Below are 16,233 nucleotides of genomic sequence, written 5' to 3' on the forward strand. Positions count from 1 at the left end.
GGAGTTTGAAGCGTGGCTGCAAGAGATACCTGGCATGGATAGACTGGTAGAGGACTTTGTTGGAGGTAAGGTCCCTCTCTGGGAGGAGATTATGGTCAGGCAGGGAAGCGTGTGCTGTGCATGGGAGAAAAGCGCATTTGAGGAGGGGATGAAAGTCGGGATACGGCTGATGATGGAAGTATATAGTTTGTAACGAAAAAAGCCTCACTGTGGAAAATACACACAGTGGGGCAGTGGTACTTATTCTATGGGATCGCATTCATCATCTTCAGCCCGGATTCGGATCAGTTCTTTTATCTCATCCTTTGTCGCTAGTCTGACAACATAAACCACAGTGGGGTCAGGCACCAGAAACGGCAAATAAAATTTTTGTGAAAATTCTATAAAGCCGATCTAGGATGAAGCATGTGTGTTAATGCTATTGTATCGCTTTTACGTGTACCGGAAGGAAGATAACTTGAAGGGAGGACAAGAGCAATGCAAATAATTTCAAAAATAGTCACTAATGTTCTTACCGCCCTTTACCAGCCGTTCTGGTTTGCAGTCATCTTGTCTGTACTGTTTATGTTTGTATATAAAGCCTATCCTTCTATAATACAGGCAATGAAAGAATGGATTTTCTGGTTTAAATCCGACTCCACATTTCGCCGTATCTTCTTCTTGGTATTCTATACTGTGATGATCTTGTTCCGAACGTTGCTGAATCGGAATATGTGGGCGAATCCAGTGAGTAATGTGATAGGTGTCTGGGGGCTTTATAACGCGAAGGGAGAACTCACGACAGAGTGTATCGAGAATCTGGCACTATTTATTCCGTTTACGATACTTCTACTGTGGACGGATAAGGAAAGAATTTTACCCAGGATGACAATGGCATCGGTACTGTGGAATAGTACGAAAATAGTATTCCTGTTTTCCTTTGCTATAGAAATGCTCCAGTTGTTTTTACGGTTAGGAACTTGGCAGCTATCAGATCTCTTTTATAACACACTGGGCGGAGTCATTGGCGGTCTTATCTACTATATTGGTTATAAAATAAAGCCCAAGAGGAAAAACAATATGAAAAACACAGCATTACTAATAATGGCCGCTGGCATCGGTTCTCGCTTTGGCGGCGGCATCAAGCAGTTGGAGCCGGTTGGCTTACATAATGAAATTATCATGGATTATTCTATCCATGACGCAATCAAAGCAGGTTTCAACAAGATTATCTTTGTTATCCGCAAGGATATCGAAGCTGATTTCCGGGAGCGGATTGGTAACCGTGTGGAAGCTATCTGCGAGAAAAAGAATGTGGAAATTTCCTACGCTTTCCAGGATTTGAATAATGTGCCGGGGGAAGTACCGGAAGGAAGGACAAAGCCCTGGGGAACAGGACAGGCAGTTCTCGCCGCGAAAGAGTTGATTCACGAGCCGTTTGCAGTGATCAACGCGGATGATTATTACGGAAAAGAAGCATTCCGGCAACTTCATGACTGGCTTGTATTGGATCATGCGGATAATGCCATTGCGATGGCTGGATTTATTCTGAAAAACACATTATCAGATAACGGTGGAGTCACCAGAGGTGTGTGCAAAGTGGCGGAAGGCCATACTCACATCACCGATGTTGTCGAGACCAGCAATATCATTAAGACGGATGACGGCGCATCTGCTGATGGTGTTGAATTGAACCCCGAGTCTTATGTGTCTATGAACTTCTGGGGATTCCCGGCAAAGGAAGGATGTGCTCCGGCATATCTGGATGTTCTGGAGCAGGGCTTTAAGGAGTTCTTTGAGAATGACGTGAAGGCGAATCCTCTGAAAGCAGAATATTTGTTGCCAACCCATATCGGCGGCTTGCTCAGAGACGGGAAGTATACGGTGAAGGTGCTGGAAACCAAGGACAAGTGGTTCGGTGTTACCTATAAGGAAGACAAAGAGGCTGTGGTTCAAAGCTTTAAGAAGCTGATCGAGGATGACGTGTATAGAGAAGAACTGTACATCGATTTGTGAGAATATGAATTGTCAGCTTGATTTCTGTCGATTCCCGCTATATACTAAAATAAGGCTGTGCATGGATACCTTATCCCTGCACGGTAGCTGCTCGGTACTTTGCACACCTCTCCGTGGTGAGCAGCAGGCAACGCCTATCCTATTGATAATCGGCTAAGATGTGAAGTGTGGATTTAAAATGCAAGAGGGCATCCTTATGAGAATCAATAACAAAGAATTCAAGGATTGGACGGCAGAGGATCTGCAGGCTCTTATCCGGAATGATGATTATCGAGAGAACAATTTCATTGATTACAAGGTGAATTTTGCTCCTCTTGAATGTACAGATAAAAATAAAAAGAAAGAAAAGCAGGCTGAATTTAGAAATGATGTGTGTTCCTTTGCCAATGCGGATGGAGGATACATCTTCTATGGTATCGGTGAAGATTCTGGGATGGCAGGGGCAGTGGTTGGCATTCCTCTGTTGAATCTTGATCGGTTTGAACTGGATCGCAGGAATGAACTGCAAGCTATTCAGCCTGTAATGCCTGAGGTGGACTTCTCGTTTATTTCGTTACAAGAGAATAAATATGTTGTAGTTCTCCACATTCATCGAGGATTATATAAGCCGTATATTACTGAAGAACCAGAAGGGCAGTTTCACTTTTATATAAGGCATGGGAATAAGAAACAGGCAATGAGTTATACGGAGATGAGAAATAATTTCTTGAATGCTGCGATGCTGTCAGAAGATATCAAGGAATTTAGAAAAGAACGATTAGCAGAAAATATCGCAGAAATGAAGAAGCCTTTTGCACTTGTGCACATAGTTCCAGCTACATTTAAAAACTCCATGGATTATATTCCAATGTTCGAATTGTACAAGCAGGGAAAGCTGAACTTTGATGCCCTATTTAATGGTATGATCTTTGATCGTGCAGTTCCGAATGTGGATGGGGTGTATTTCCCAGATTATTCTGAGCTGCATGATTACGAACAGTTGCAAATTTTCAATAACGGCTCCATTGAGTTGAAGATGGATTTGGAGATAAAAGAACAAAATGTGAGAAGTAAGGAGTTAAATACGGAACAATACCTGATAGTGTTTGACTTCATAGATGAATTAAGAAAACTGATATTAGGCACAGCGGAGATGTATAAAAAACTGGGGCGTTCAACAGCAGTGTATATTTGTGTGACCATAGTCGGCTGCAAAGGCTTATGGAATTATACGGCAAATGCGTATGGTGCGAATACATATACTAAAGTTGACCGCAATCAAATACTTTGTACACCGGTAGAAGTTCGGAATATTCTGGACGAAGAACAAGTAAAGACGAGCATCGAAGAATGTGTCCAGATGACGAAGTATTCGCTTGGGATAAGGGTGTAAAAGACTGTACGGGAAGGATATAGGATGACGAAGAAAATTGTAATAGATAACATAAAAAACATTAATCATATGGAGTTCTATATTCCTACGCCGGGACTTCATATTGTTACAGGAAAAAATGGAAGTGGCAAGACAACATTATTTACTTGCTTAAGTAGAATTAAAAATAGTAATGCATTTAGAACAGGTTTCCCAGCTTCAAATGGAAATGATCGTCTGGATTTCTTTTCTGGGTATATACAGTATGAAGTAGATGGAGAAAATGTCAAATATTCCAAAAGAACGAGTGGAAAATGGAAGGCAAATAAGCAGAATGATGTTCTGACGCTTATGGGATATCCTCAAGTTGTGAATATTACAACAAAGGATGAACGAGTTTTTACACAAACAGAGATTACTCCACGAAGAAATAATCGCGGAGATGATTGGATTAATGAAAAGCTTAATCAGATTTTTGGAACAAACAAATATTCACAGATGATTCGTATTACAACGGGTCAGTTATATCGTGGAAGAGGAACAGTTGCAGCAGATACTAGGCGTAGAAACATAGCATATGCGATACCGACAGGTGACGGAAGATTTTATACAGAGAGAAACTTTAGCTTTGGCGAAATAGTGTTATTGAATCTTTTATATGATATACATAATGTGTTGAATGGCTCTCTTGTATTGATTGATGAACTTGAGTTGGCACTACATCCATCTGCACAGATTCGATTACTTTCATGTCTTAAAGAATTGGCAGAGGAAAAAGGACTTACGATTTTAATTACAACGCATTCTGCAAGTTTGATAAGAAGTCAAAAAGATGTGATACTTCTTGAAGAGAGAAATGACAGCGGTCAAATAGAGGTGATGTATCATTGTCCACCAGCTAAAGCTATTGGTGCTATTGGCATGAGGGAAGATACGATGCCAGATATTGTTGTTCTGGTAGAAGATGATATGGCAAAGGCATTGTTTATGGAATTAAAAAGAAGGTATTTTGCCTACTATCCAGAACAAGCCTACCTTGATATTCGTGTACTGGAAATTGGGGGATATAAAAATGTTATGAACTTTTATGTGGAAGCAAATAACTATGTGTTTTACGATAATGTTTTTGTTACCGCATTCATGGATAAAGATGTTGAAACGGATGTGATACCATATCCTCAATATGGAAATCAAGAAGATATACAGAGGTTTCATGATAACAGTCGCTTCCTTAAATTCCTGCCGTATACGCCAGAAGTTCTTTTAGTAAAAACATATGTTGAAAAGAAACAGCTTTTCTTGCAGTCGGTGCGTGCTGAGTATAGTAATCAGCAAGCCGATTATACCATTACAGAACAATTTGATTTTATTGCATATGAAGCTGACTTGCCCGAATTCACTAATCAGGCGCAGTATGATAGTAAAATTGGAGAAAGAGGAAGTTTTCGGAAAAAGTGCAAACAGCAAGCAGAAAAAATAGCATCAGAGTTATCACAACAATTGAATGTAACTATTAAAGAGGTTTACAGATATTCTTATAAATTTGCAGTTGAGAACATACCAGAGAGTGAATTAAACGTTCGAGCACTTTTGGCAGCGACAATGAAAAGATTAAGATAAAGGTGATTGTAATGATCCGCGTAAAATGAGAATAGGTTGTCCAACTGAGAATCAAGTGCCTCACGAAAATTTGAACCAATGATGAGAGGCACGCTAAACGCCACCACTCTCCACCCAACTCAACCTTTCTTAAGAACCCCCCGGGTTCTGGCACCAGAAAAGGAAAATAATAGTTTTTTGACAATTCCATTAAGCCAACCCAGGACGAATCTTGTGTAGTAAAGATGTTCTGGTGAAGCTGAAGTAAAGCGGGTATCAAAAAAAGTGAATTTTGAAGCCGTGTGGAAAATATTTGATGGGTGAAAATTTTGAAAAATATCGTACACACGGCTTTCTGTGGGAGCAAATATATAGTTTGTAATGGAAATAAGAACTATGCAGACAGACATTTGTCGGACAACGAAAATGCAAATCTGGAAATAGAAAGGGGTGTGAGAAAATGGGGAGAAAAAGAAAACCCGGTGGCGGTCGGAAGAAGTCAAAGCCGGACTACAACCCAAGCTCCATCCTTCAGAATCAGATGGACGCAGCCGTGGTGCTCTACAGTACCGCTGACCATCCGTCTCTCCAAGTTATAGCCGACGGGCTCGACATTAATCCCATAAAGGTACGCAAACTGCTGATCACCGCCGGCGTGTACAAGTCTGATGCCGCTGATCAGGTTCAAAGAGTGTTCAATAAACACAGAGACTCCGGTCTGTCACACACAGAAGCTATCGCAGCGACGATGCAGGAACTTAATCTCTCCAAAGCCTCTGTCACTTCGTACCTGCCATATGAGAAGGGTGTATACTTCCCGGCTAAAACAGATAATAAAAATCTGAGCGTCGGCGCAGAGCGTATTCGCCGGATGCGGAAGCGGGAAAAGATTCTGGAGGAGTTAAGGGCCGAACATAGCGAGGAAGCTCTGTGGGCAGCGGTAATTGCGTTCCAGGGATATAAGTTCCGCACCTATTCCGGGCTGGTATTCTCGTACAGTCTGAAGAAAGGGCGGGGCAGAGGTAATACTGAGAGTGGTGTGGCCAATGAGCAGGATGAGGCCTGCAAACAGGCCGAGGCATACAAGCAGGGCGGTGTGTACACGAAGGAGCTATTCATCGACCGGCGAGAAAACAGCAAGAGCCTGGCTTGGAGTTCCGTTCTGCTGGCCTTTCATAATATACCGAGTATTGGCTCTGTAGTTGACCGTCCGAAGGCCCTCGGTGATATCCGGGGCGTGACCTACATCTACGCAATGTTCTATCGGTTCGGCCTGATCGATGCGCCGCAGAAAGCGAAAGAGAAGATGGAGCCAATGAGGAATAAAGATTCAGAGCAAATGAGTTTTGTGTGATGTCCAGACTATTTGTTGTGCCGCATAATCAGATACTGGCTATGTGCAGAATACTATGGTAGAATGATACGCATCAACTGGCAGGAGGCTATTCATCTACTAGGAGGTAATGAATCTGACGGGAGGTAAAGCACATTGGCGTTTTATATATCTCTAATTTCCATGATTCTCTGGTTTATTTTCATGACCTACCTTTTCCATCAGGATGGGGAACACACAGGCAGGGCAAGCCGGGAGCTGGCAGAGCATCTTCGTTTTCTCGATAATGATATCAATGACCTGAACGGAAAGCTGCGGCGGGCGGCACACATTGTCGTGTTCGCTGTGTTTACGTTCCTGCTGGGGCTGACGCTTAAGATTGGCGGGGCATCACTTGAATGGATGTTGGTGGCGGCAGCGTGGAGTTATGTGGACGAGGCCACAAAGCCGTGGATACAGGGGCGGCATTTCTCATGGTTTGATGTCGGACTGAATCTGATCGGAACCTTCATCGGTGGGGCTGTGGTTTTGTTTTTGTGAGGATGAGAAGTATCAAGACGAAGATGGAGCAATTGAAATCCTGAAGATTTCACTTGCTATGTGCAGAAATAGACGGTAATATCCCTCATAACCGGAATCGGAATTCAATTGCACCCGGTTGGAAGGGAAGGTAGCATTATTACTGAGAACGAGGCATTAAAGAACCTGAAACAAATTCTGGAAAACTACATCAACACTACGCCGCCGAAGTATTACCCACCGGTGGAAAACTTACTCGACCTGATCTATGAGACTTACACAGAGAATAATCCCGCAGCGCCGAAGACTACAGCGGCGGGGAGAGCAGCAAGGGCGCGAGATAAGGAGTTTGAAGCGTGGCTGCGAGAGATATCTGGCATGGATAGACTGGTAGAGGACTGTGTTGGAGGTAAGATCCCTCTCTGGGAGGAGATTATGGTCAGGCAGGGAAGCGTGTGCTGTGCCTGGGAGAAAAGCGCATTTGAGGAGGGGATGAAAGTCGGGATACGGCTGATGATGGAAGCGTATAGTTTGTAACGAAAAAAGCCTCACTGTGGAAAACACACACAGTGGGGCAGTAGTACTTATTCTATAGGGTCGCATTCATCATCTTCCGCTCGGATTCGGAGCAGTTCTTTTATCTCATCCTTTGTCGCTAGTCTGACAGCAGGTTTATCGTTGTATAGATCTGCACCGCAGTCCGGGCAGCGATCGGGCAAAAAAGTGCCTTCAAAGCAGTAGTGGCAGGCATCGCAGTAATAGTAAGTCAATCCATCGTCACCTCGCTTTCTGTACAGCCGTTCTTCATAGAGTCCTTCAGAAAATCGCTGCGGAGTTCTGGAAGGACGGGGAGCTGGTATCCTTTTTCAGCGAGGATATTCAGCTTGAAATCTATGAAATGCTTTTCGATGCCTTTGGTCTGTGCAATCTCGGCCGGGGTACAAAGACCAGAGTGTGTGTACTGAAATTCCTGCAGGAGCTCCTGGTATTTCATAGCACGGTAGGCAGAAGAACAGCGGGAAGGCAGACTTGCTTCCAGCTGAAGCCGATCAGCGTTGAATTCATAATACCCAATCGGTTTGAGAACGTTATCATCTGAGAGCAGAAGTTAAGCTGCGAAGATGTTGGCTCTCCGTTCTGCGCTTGAATTGTCGAGGCTGTAAAAATAGGTGTCCTGGAAAGCCTGCCCGGAGGTAGCATGGCTGCGGTCAAAAAATGCATGGCCGAGTTCATGCGCCAGAGCAGAGACCCGCTGGGCGGTAGTACAATTAGGATTAATGCCGATGTACTCGCAGTTCAGCATAACGGAGTAGTATCCCAGCAGGTCACGGCAATACCGGATATCTTTGACCTTTATGGCACGCCTTGAGATGATTTCTTCCGGATTCCGGCTGTTGTAGCGGCGAACTACGGCATCGGCAGCATTAATAGCGCGTGTGTTCAAATGAGACTCCTTTCCTCTGGAGCACAATCGTCACAGATATTTTTTAGGAGTAAATTTCTTCGCGTCTTCTTTTGCGTCGAGGAAAAGTGCTTCCATTTCTTTAATAAAGGCCGCCTGGTCTTCTTCGGACAGCTCACCGCCTGCAAAAAGGGCAGTGGTCTGTTCTTTTATTTTCTTTGCCTGTGCAACACCGCGGGAACCGTACTTCTTACGGACATCCGCATAAAAGAGATCGTCGTTCAGTTCCTGCTGGAAGGTGGCATCATCCATAAAATAATCTGTGGTGACGCCAAGGGCGGCGGCAATTTTCTGGATCGCTTCGACGCTTGGCTCACGGTCGCCGGCTTCGATATAACGAATCGCACGGTCCGACATAGAAGCCCGACGTGCCAGTTCAGCCATACTCATGTGCTGGGCGGTGCGGAGGGCTTTTATTTTTTCTCCATTGGTCGCAGCGGGGGTCAGGACAGCGGCAGCTTCTGCTTTGGCGTCCTGTGTGTTTAGTGGATTTGTTTCAAAGTTCGTATCTTTCTTCATGTCATGCCTCCATGTGGGATAATATGCTGCCTGCTGGCGGGAAAGAAACCAGCAGTTACAACATAATTTTGCAAAGCTACTTGACAAGGAACAACTGTTCCTATATAATGAGAACAAAAGTTCGGGAACTTCTGTTCCTATCATACAATAAAGGAGGGGAGAAGTCAAGAGGTGAGATCAGAAATTCAGTTTGATAGTATAATAAAAGAAAAGTTTCTAAAATAGAAACTAATAATAAAAATAAAAAGAAACTATTGAAAAAATGAAAAAGAAACATTATAATGATACTATCAGGATTGGAGGGATGATGAATGAGTCTGGATTACAATTTGCCGGAAATAAATATAGGGCAGGTAATAAAGCGGTTGAGAGAAATAAAGGGTTATTCCGCTACTTCATTTGCAGAAGAATTAGAATGGAGTAAATCGCTTCTCAGCAAAGTTGAGAATGGAAATAGATCGGTCAGTGTAGAAGAACTTTACAAAATTGCGTGCGTCTTGGGCGAACCGATAGAAAAGTTTTTTCCAGAAATTACGGCTGCTGATGAAGACGATGATCGGGAATCTATCAGTCTCTACGTTGATGATGTGCGTAATTTATATTACGAAATCAGCAAATTGGGAGACAACAGTATTCCTGTTGATATAGAGCAGGAGGCATCCAGATTACTGCAAAGAGACATTCCGGCAGCTATTTATCGTTTTTTGAAAGTAAACCCAAATCGTGTTTCTGTAAAAGGTACTCTAAAACGAGGGCCGCATTTTATTCCCAGAATAGAGATTCATTTTCTGGATCGAAATAGAAATAAAATAGACTGGTTTTATATTGTGATTTCCTTTAAAGATAAAATCAAACATATTTACATTTCTCTTGTGCAGTCTACAGATATAAGATACCGTGCTGATTGTGAGCCCGTAGAGCAGGGGATTCAGCTTGATGCTATAAATGATTTTGTAAAAGATTATTTAGATGCACACTATGGAACGGAATGGAAAGGTAATACATCATATGATGTATTTTTCGATGAAAATGGTTATGCGTCCGAGTATGGAAGCATTTTTTCGAGAGGGTATATTCCGGTAACTCCACCAGATGAGTATGATGTATGGATGGGGCGCATTGAAGACAGTATGAAGGAATTTATAAAAGAAAACCACGATGGATTCACAATGTCCAATGGTATAACTCCTCAATATGTGGTGAACTTTTCAAGGGATAATGGTCTGGATGATACAGAGTATAATTCTTTTGAATGCTTGGATGAAGATTTGGAAGCGATGTTTAAAATGCTTCAAATACTGATAAATGCAGTTGAAGATCGTAGCTTTGTGAGCTGGAAAAAGGGGCTTCTGACAAGCGGAATGGTGGACTTTACAGGAAAGGCAGACTGCTCGGACTTGGGTTGGATTCATCATCTCGTGGAAGAATATGCGATGGCCGAGAATCTCGAAGATGACCAGAAGATGAAATATGAAGCTGTGCTTATGCTGTGTCATTTGTTGGATACTGCGGAAGACCCTGAAGCCGTTATTGATGAACTAAAGCGTCAGATGGATTGGGATGATTTGAAATTTGACAGGGAATTGGCCAAAACAGCAGTGGGGCGTGGCATTGAAGCCGGTATGATAACGCAGAAATATATGTCCAGTAATCCACAGAGAAAACTGAAAGTAATGGCTGAACAAAATTATAAGTGCGAAGTAGACCGTACACATCAAACCTTCCAAGACAGAACCGGTCACCCATATATGGAGATTCACCATTTGATTCCGCTTCGGGCGCAGGATAAATTTAAGAAAGATCTGAATGTAGAAGCCAATATGGTCTGTGTGTGTCCGGTGTGCAATAGGAAACTTGCTCATGCATCTGATGATGTGGTGGAAGATGTTGTTGTTCCACTTTACTACGCGCATAAAGACAAATTGAAACAAGCTGGTTTCGACATTAGTTTGCGCCAGCTGCTGGAGTATTATTGATAATTAATGATAAGTGTGATAAAGAAGAATGCTTGTTAAAAATAGAAACGAACCTTAATCATGCGACCGACAAAACACTTCATGATATAGCGGATATAACATCTAGGTGTCAGACACAATAAAATATTTATAATCAAATAAATTCGTATTTACAAATATTGAAGAAAGTGTTATACTTTTACAAAGTTTTAAGTTAATCCTGCAAGGAGATAAGATTCCACAGCTATAGATAGTGGGGATGATAAGTAATCCTTGGTGCAGATCCAATCTCCTTGCATAAGTATGCTGAGTCGTGCTTGAAAGAGATGTGCCAGGAGAAAGGAAAACAGCGGAATGAAGACAGTAAGTGACAGGATATTTGAGTTACTGAAAGAGAGAAAGATGACGCAGAAAGAGTTTGCCCAGAGGACCGGGATTGCAGAGAGTTCGATCAGTGACTGGAAAAAGAAAAGAACGAATCCGGTATCGGATAAGATATTGATCATATGTGAAGTATTAGATGTGTCACCTTATCCATACGCCTGACTTTACCGCTGATTCCCATCAGTTTTGCAATGGAAGCACTTAGATCTTTCACACAATCGTGGTAGAGATCTTTGTTGTGAAGAGTTTCATAATCATAACACCTCTTGCGGAAACGGCTCAATGTCTTGTCACTCAAAGGCTGTTCTTCAAAACTTGTTGTATGCAGTGCGTACTGAATTCGAAAATCCAGCATAAGATTTTCAACCATCTCATCATCGGAATAATCAAAAAGCTCTTTGATGATGAGCGCACCAACAATCACGTTGACCGGAGTATTCGGTCTGGATGCCTTATCACTGTATAAGACAGAAAAACGCTTTTCATCAATGGCAGGAAATATTTCATCGGCAAAAACTTTTGCCCAGGATTTTTCCAGTGCTTTCTGTTCCCTGGCAGTTAATCCGGAAAAACTATCTGTAAAAGACATTTGCTGGTAAGCGTTTTCTTTGAATGACATAGAGATTACCTTCCTAAGATATCTCTATTATATAGCAAGTAAACCATTTAGGCTTGTATTTACTGCAAAATATATGAACTTTTCAAGGTACTATAGAGGGGCTTTTGACCCCAATATCATATTAAGTCGTATAGAAAGCACATTCATGAGATAGCGAAGTATTTAGATGTTACCGTAGAAGAATTAGAGAGGGAAGATGTTATTCAGCTACTGAACAACGATTGTTAGAAATATATAGGAAACTAAACATTCGCGAACAGCAATATTTTGAACAGACCCTGATATATTTGTCTAAAGTAACAGAATTTGAAAAAATACATGTAAATAAATACAAAGATTAAACTTTCTGTTTGAAATAGTGTTATTTAGTAGAACAATACGGGGTATATCTGGATTTCAACCAGATATAGTATCTTGATAACGTTCCGTGATTGTGGTACGATGAAAAAAATAGGAGGTCGTTAACTATGATGTATCCATATATGACATGATGTTGGCGTCAAAAGCCATGTCTTTAAACAAATGTATTAATTGTTTATGAATTGTACGGATATTAATGCCAAAAACCTTTGTATATAGCAGTGATTTGGGCAATCTGAATATGTTTTTAACTATTATTTTGAAAACAATTAATACAATTTATTGCAAAGATACCTTTTGACCCCAGCATCATGACATTATCGGATGAAACAGAAATTGTCCATTCTCAGATTGTAGAAAAGAATGGTGTGGAAACGCTTCTTGTTCATTTTGAGAGAGCTACTGATGATGGATTTGATTCTGCACGCTGTGAATTGCCGAGTTATCAATGGCTGTACAATGAAGGGTTTTCTGAAGATGAGATAGAGTTTTTTACCCGTTTACTTGAAAGCAATGCCCACCTTCTTTACCGATATGCGAGAAATGGAGGAATACAAATTGCCTAGTTTGTTTACTTTTAGTGGATATCGAGTGTTTTTTGGGGCAAATGAAGATGGGGAACCGATTCATGTCCATATCTGCAAAGGTAAACCATCTCCAAATGCCACTAAATTGTGGTTGACAAAATCGGGCGGATGCATCGCTGCCAGTAATGGGAGCGATATCCCAGCAAAGGAACTTCGAGAATTGACCGAATTTGTTTCGGCACAGTTCTTTATGATTTGTGCGAAGTGGAAAGAATTCTTTGTAATTGACGAAATCAAGTTTTATTGTTAATAATGATGATATTCGTTCATGATAAAGGCCTTTAAATGTGCTGTTGTACAGCGCAACCGTAGGAAGAAAGTATAAGATATGTGATAGAATGCCATAGGCACATGCAGGGAAATTGAGAAAAGATTTATTGAAAAAATCTATAAGAATGAAAAGCTGAATATGATGTTTGGAATACGGGATACGTTGTTCGTGATTTGCTGAAAATAAAGGGAGAGGGTATAATTTATAAGAAATACATTGGAATTGTTATATGTGATCTTAATTACTTATATTTACTACCGATAAAAGATTCAGTTATGGAGGGAGGAAAAACCTAATTATCATAAGTGATAATTGGATGATTATAATATATGGATAACACCTATCGCGAATTAGTAGAGTATATAAATGAAACCCAGGAGATTGCGACAAAGGCACTGCAATGTTTTGATAAAAATGCAGAGTTTCATATAATTGATTCTTTGGATTTGGGTGTTCCTTATGATGTTGACCGTCTTGCAGGAGGATTTCCAACAGGAGTATATGTCTATTGGCGATGCAAAGAACCGATAATTCCTGTTGATACAACTGTAAATTGTTGCTCAGCAAGTATTTTTATGTTGGGTAAAATACCTGATTTTGATACGGACAAGTTTATTAATAAATTATTAAATTTAGAAGATTTATGGAAAAATAGTTCATATATTATGAATTTTAATAGTGGCAATCATTTTATTTCATTATGTGTTGATGAAAATGGAATATATTATCTTATAATGCATTCAACCGCAAAAGAGTTTACGAAGTGTTATAATGGATTATATCCTGTGAGTGGAAATTGGTATTACGATAGAATAAAAGTATATCAAAGCGGACAAAGATATTTTCGTTATATTAATGGTCGAGATGCAATATTGTTTCGAAATACGGCAAAATCTCTGAACAAATATAATGAAATAAGACATGAAAATATTGCCTATAGTATATTAAAAGATTTAAAGATTGATATTATTGAGATAAAACACTTTCACCATTATGGAATGGACGATGATAATTCAATAAAAATCGGTTGTTATACAGTGAATAAGGAATGTATATTCCCTATTTTCAGTAAGCCATCATATGACATTGATTTATTTAAAATATCTAACTGCTCGAAACGGACGCCATCAGGTCAGTTTATTGTTCCACATGGCTGGGGGAAAAAATTGACAAATCCATTAAACATAAAGTGTGACTTCAGCAATAGACAGTTTTTTATGGCAAATGAAGCATTTAGTATTTTTTCAAACGATAATTTGTATAGACTTCATAATTTGACATATAGAGATTATGAGAGGGGAGACGGAACAAATAGTTTTTATGATTATTGCGAATCGGAATTAGAAGGGGATATTGTTAAACGATTGTCTCAGAAAATTTGTATGTCTATATCTGGAATTAATCATTATTTTTAGTTGCACATCCTATTATTGTAATTATTTATCATATGCGCAAGGATGGTGTACTTCAAAGGAAGAGGTTGTATAGATGGATAGAATAACATTAGAGAAAAGAATTGCAAGACGGCATGCAACGCTTGTTAGATTGTTTGTTATTACAATTATTATGATTTGTTTAATGATACTATCTCTAAAATATAGTATTGGTTGGTTAAAAGAAATAACAGTAATGGCTATTTCTGCTTTTGTTTCTACAATTTTGGCCATTTATATGACGAGAGAAGATATTCTGGAAAATGATTATGCTGAAAAAAGAGATGATTATGGTGTCCTTACATATGAAGAGGGATATCGTGATGTTTTCAGAAACAAAGATAGTCAAATATACTTGAATTCAGTTGATTGGGAACAGTTCTTCTATCAGGCTAAAGAAGATAAGGAACTGTTTTTTGTAGGTATTTCTTTATATAGCTTTTTTGATGAACCTAAAATGCGTAACCTTCTATATGAGTTGTGTATTGAAAAAGACTATGATGTTTATATTATTCTTGCAAACCCGTATGACAGGGAAATAGCTAGAGTGAATCACGCAGAGGAAAAAAGTGAAGAAGACGAACTCAAACAAAGAATACTAAGAACATATAAACTTTTTGAAAATGATTTGGAAAGTACATATAAGGAAGCAAAAGACAAGATACATGTGTGGTTTAGTGTTACTATTCCCACCGCTTTACTTATCAAGTCAGGTAAGTATATGATTATAAGCCCATATATGCTTGAGAACCCGGAAAGAACGCCGACTATTATTGTCGAAGATTCGAAATCTAAATCTTTTTATGAAAAGTATAGCAACTATCTCAATATAATTGGAAAGCATCATTATACATATGAGCAACTTCGAAAGAGCGTATCTACGAGGGAATTCTTTACACAGTCATATACAAATCTTTCAGATGAATTCTACGAAGATATGAAAAATAGCGAATATGTTGCAGTTATTGGACTGGGACAAAAACGAATGCTGGGTACTTTAGAAAGTTATTACCGTGAGTTATTGAAAAAAGGGGGAAGAATCGACATTATACTTACCGATCCGGATGGAGAAAGTACTAAAATGTGTGCAAGACGTTCTTCTGGTAATAGGAATGATATTACGGGGGATATTAATGTCCATAAAGAAGCAATTAATAGATTAATCGATATGAAAAGTGATGGAGATATAAGAATTTATGTTTCGGATTTTATGTATCCATATACAATGTATGCATTTAATTGTAAAGATAAAGTGAGTGAAAAGACAAAAATGTATATATGGCAGACAGTCTTATTTGAAAGTTCAAGTAAAAGACCTGGATTTTTATGTGAGGGAAAAGAAGATATGGAAAGAATGAAATCATATTACTATCAGTTTCTGGAACTTCGAGATAATTGTGACTTAACAAAAGAAATTACAGCAAAATATGATATGGAGAAAAATGTAAAATTAAGAGCAACTAAAAATGTATTTAAATTAGGAAAAAAGAAATAAGTGGATGTGCTTTCAGTAGTAGAGGAATTTCAAAAGGAACAAATTGGAACAGGCAAAATTGAAATTTAAGTCGATTTTGCCTGTTATTCTTTTTGGCGAGAAGTAGATACAATGTCAGTGCCTGTCACCGTAAAAAAAATATAAACTGCGAAAGTATAGGGTGTCAGACACAATAAAATATTTATAAACGAATAAGGAGATGTAGTTATGTCATATATTGAATCTAATAGTAAAATACAATGATATTGGGGTCAAAACCATAAATAAATTTGCCCCTATTCCTATAGTACCTTGAAAAATTCATATTTTGTAGTATATCGCCGGACTTTTTGGGATATATGCTGGATATCC

Annotated in this window: 18 protein-coding genes and 1 pseudogene; 15 read left to right on the plus strand and 4 right to left on the minus strand. The window is 39.7% G+C overall.

Annotation, left to right across the window (positions count from 1 at the left end):
* Nucleotides 1-34 precede the first annotated feature (34 nt).
* The 9 genes and pseudogenes from ACTNA4_RS07720 to ACTNA4_RS07760 all read left to right on the plus strand — a co-directional run bounded on the left by ACTNA4_RS07720 (nucleotide 35) and on the right by ACTNA4_RS07760 (nucleotide 7,334).
* Complete coding sequence (locus ACTNA4_RS07720; protein ID WP_441029479.1) at nucleotides 35-193, plus strand: hypothetical protein; 159 nt, start codon at nucleotides 35-37, stop codon at nucleotides 191-193.
* Nucleotides 194-603: 410 nt separating this feature from the next.
* Nucleotides 604-1,014: pseudogene (locus tag ACTNA4_RS07725) on the plus strand (VanZ family protein); the annotation flags it as partial.
* Nucleotides 1,015-1,059: 45 nt separating this feature from the next.
* Nucleotides 1,060-1,995 (plus strand): sugar phosphate nucleotidyltransferase, encoded by a 936-nt coding sequence (locus tag ACTNA4_RS07730; RefSeq protein WP_441029533.1) that lies wholly within the window; start codon nucleotides 1,060-1,062, stop codon nucleotides 1,993-1,995.
* Nucleotides 1,996-2,191: 196 nt separating this feature from the next.
* Nucleotides 2,192-3,367, plus strand: a complete 1,176-nt coding sequence (locus tag ACTNA4_RS07735; protein ID WP_441029482.1) for an ATP-binding protein — start codon at nucleotides 2,192-2,194, stop codon at nucleotides 3,365-3,367.
* Between the two features lie 24 nt (nucleotides 3,368-3,391).
* On the plus strand, nucleotides 3,392-4,966 hold the full coding sequence (locus tag ACTNA4_RS07740; protein WP_441029485.1) for an ATP-dependent nuclease: 1,575 nt from the start codon (nucleotides 3,392-3,394) through the stop codon (nucleotides 4,964-4,966).
* 299 nt (nucleotides 4,967-5,265) lie between these two features.
* Entirely contained in the window at nucleotides 5,266-5,544 is a 279-nt protein-coding gene (locus ACTNA4_RS07745; protein WP_441029488.1) for a hypothetical protein, read from the plus strand.
* On the plus strand, nucleotides 5,502-6,299 hold the full coding sequence (locus tag ACTNA4_RS07750) for a hypothetical protein (protein ID WP_441029491.1): 798 nt from the start codon (nucleotides 5,502-5,504) through the stop codon (nucleotides 6,297-6,299). The genes ACTNA4_RS07745 and ACTNA4_RS07750 overlap by 43 nt, the downstream gene beginning before the upstream one ends.
* A gap of 135 nt (nucleotides 6,300-6,434) precedes the next feature.
* A complete protein-coding gene (locus ACTNA4_RS07755) occupies nucleotides 6,435-6,818 on the plus strand; it encodes a VanZ family protein (protein WP_441029494.1) in 384 nt (127 codons plus the stop codon).
* A 222-nt stretch (nucleotides 6,819-7,040) separates the two neighbouring features.
* Entirely contained in the window at nucleotides 7,041-7,334 is a 294-nt protein-coding gene (locus ACTNA4_RS07760) for a hypothetical protein (protein ID WP_441029497.1), read from the plus strand.
* Between the two features lie 47 nt (nucleotides 7,335-7,381).
* On the opposite strand, the gene ACTNA4_RS07765 is transcribed toward ACTNA4_RS07760, so the two are convergent.
* From ACTNA4_RS07765 to ACTNA4_RS07775, 3 genes are all read right to left on the minus strand, one after another.
* Nucleotides 7,382-7,567, minus strand: coding sequence for a hypothetical protein (locus ACTNA4_RS07765; RefSeq protein ID WP_441029500.1), 186 nt, complete (start codon nucleotides 7,565-7,567; stop codon nucleotides 7,382-7,384).
* A 338-nt stretch (nucleotides 7,568-7,905) separates the two neighbouring features.
* Complete coding sequence (locus tag ACTNA4_RS07770) at nucleotides 7,906-8,241, minus strand: ImmA/IrrE family metallo-endopeptidase (RefSeq protein ID WP_441029503.1); 336 nt, start codon at nucleotides 8,239-8,241, stop codon at nucleotides 7,906-7,908.
* 30 nt (nucleotides 8,242-8,271) lie between these two features.
* On the minus strand, nucleotides 8,272-8,778 hold the full coding sequence (locus ACTNA4_RS07775) for a helix-turn-helix domain-containing protein (protein ID WP_178744075.1): 507 nt from the start codon (nucleotides 8,776-8,778) through the stop codon (nucleotides 8,272-8,274).
* A 311-nt stretch (nucleotides 8,779-9,089) separates the two neighbouring features.
* Here ACTNA4_RS07775 and ACTNA4_RS07780 point away from each other — a divergent pair, with 311 nt between their 5' ends.
* Both ACTNA4_RS07780 and ACTNA4_RS07785 read left to right on the plus strand, forming a co-directional pair.
* Entirely contained in the window at nucleotides 9,090-10,754 is a 1,665-nt protein-coding gene (locus ACTNA4_RS07780) for a helix-turn-helix domain-containing protein (protein WP_441029506.1), read from the plus strand.
* Nucleotides 10,755-11,087: 333 nt separating this feature from the next.
* Nucleotides 11,088-11,279 carry a helix-turn-helix domain-containing protein gene (locus ACTNA4_RS07785; RefSeq protein WP_441029509.1) on the plus strand — a complete coding sequence of 64 codons (192 nt, stop codon included), beginning with the start codon at nucleotides 11,088-11,090 and terminating at the stop codon, nucleotides 11,277-11,279.
* Here ACTNA4_RS07785 and ACTNA4_RS07790 read toward each other — a convergent pair.
* Nucleotides 11,236-11,736, minus strand: a complete 501-nt coding sequence (locus ACTNA4_RS07790; protein ID WP_441029512.1) for a transposase — start codon at nucleotides 11,734-11,736, stop codon at nucleotides 11,236-11,238. The two genes, ACTNA4_RS07785 and ACTNA4_RS07790, sit on opposite strands and share 44 nt — an antisense overlap.
* Nucleotides 11,737-12,407: 671 nt before the next feature.
* Here ACTNA4_RS07790 and ACTNA4_RS07795 point away from each other — a divergent pair.
* From ACTNA4_RS07795 to ACTNA4_RS07810, 4 genes are all read left to right on the plus strand, one after another.
* On the plus strand, nucleotides 12,408-12,662 hold the full coding sequence (locus ACTNA4_RS07795; RefSeq protein WP_441029515.1) for a hypothetical protein: 255 nt from the start codon (nucleotides 12,408-12,410) through the stop codon (nucleotides 12,660-12,662).
* Entirely contained in the window at nucleotides 12,655-12,933 is a 279-nt protein-coding gene (locus ACTNA4_RS07800) for a DUF4160 domain-containing protein (protein ID WP_441029518.1), read from the plus strand. Before ACTNA4_RS07795 ends, ACTNA4_RS07800 begins: the two co-directional genes overlap by 8 nt.
* 350 nt (nucleotides 12,934-13,283) lie before the next feature.
* Nucleotides 13,284-14,369, plus strand: coding sequence for a hypothetical protein (locus tag ACTNA4_RS07805; RefSeq protein ID WP_441029521.1), 1,086 nt, complete (start codon nucleotides 13,284-13,286; stop codon nucleotides 14,367-14,369).
* A gap of 73 nt (nucleotides 14,370-14,442) precedes the next feature.
* Entirely contained in the window at nucleotides 14,443-15,882 is a 1,440-nt protein-coding gene (locus tag ACTNA4_RS07810) for a hypothetical protein (RefSeq protein WP_441029524.1), read from the plus strand.
* Nucleotides 15,883-16,233: the final 351 nt, after the last annotated feature.

Origin of the sequence: Bariatricus sp. HCP28S3_A7, assembly GCF_052066375.1 — a bacterium.
Lineage (GTDB): Bacteria > Bacillota > Clostridia > Lachnospirales > Lachnospiraceae > Allocoprococcus.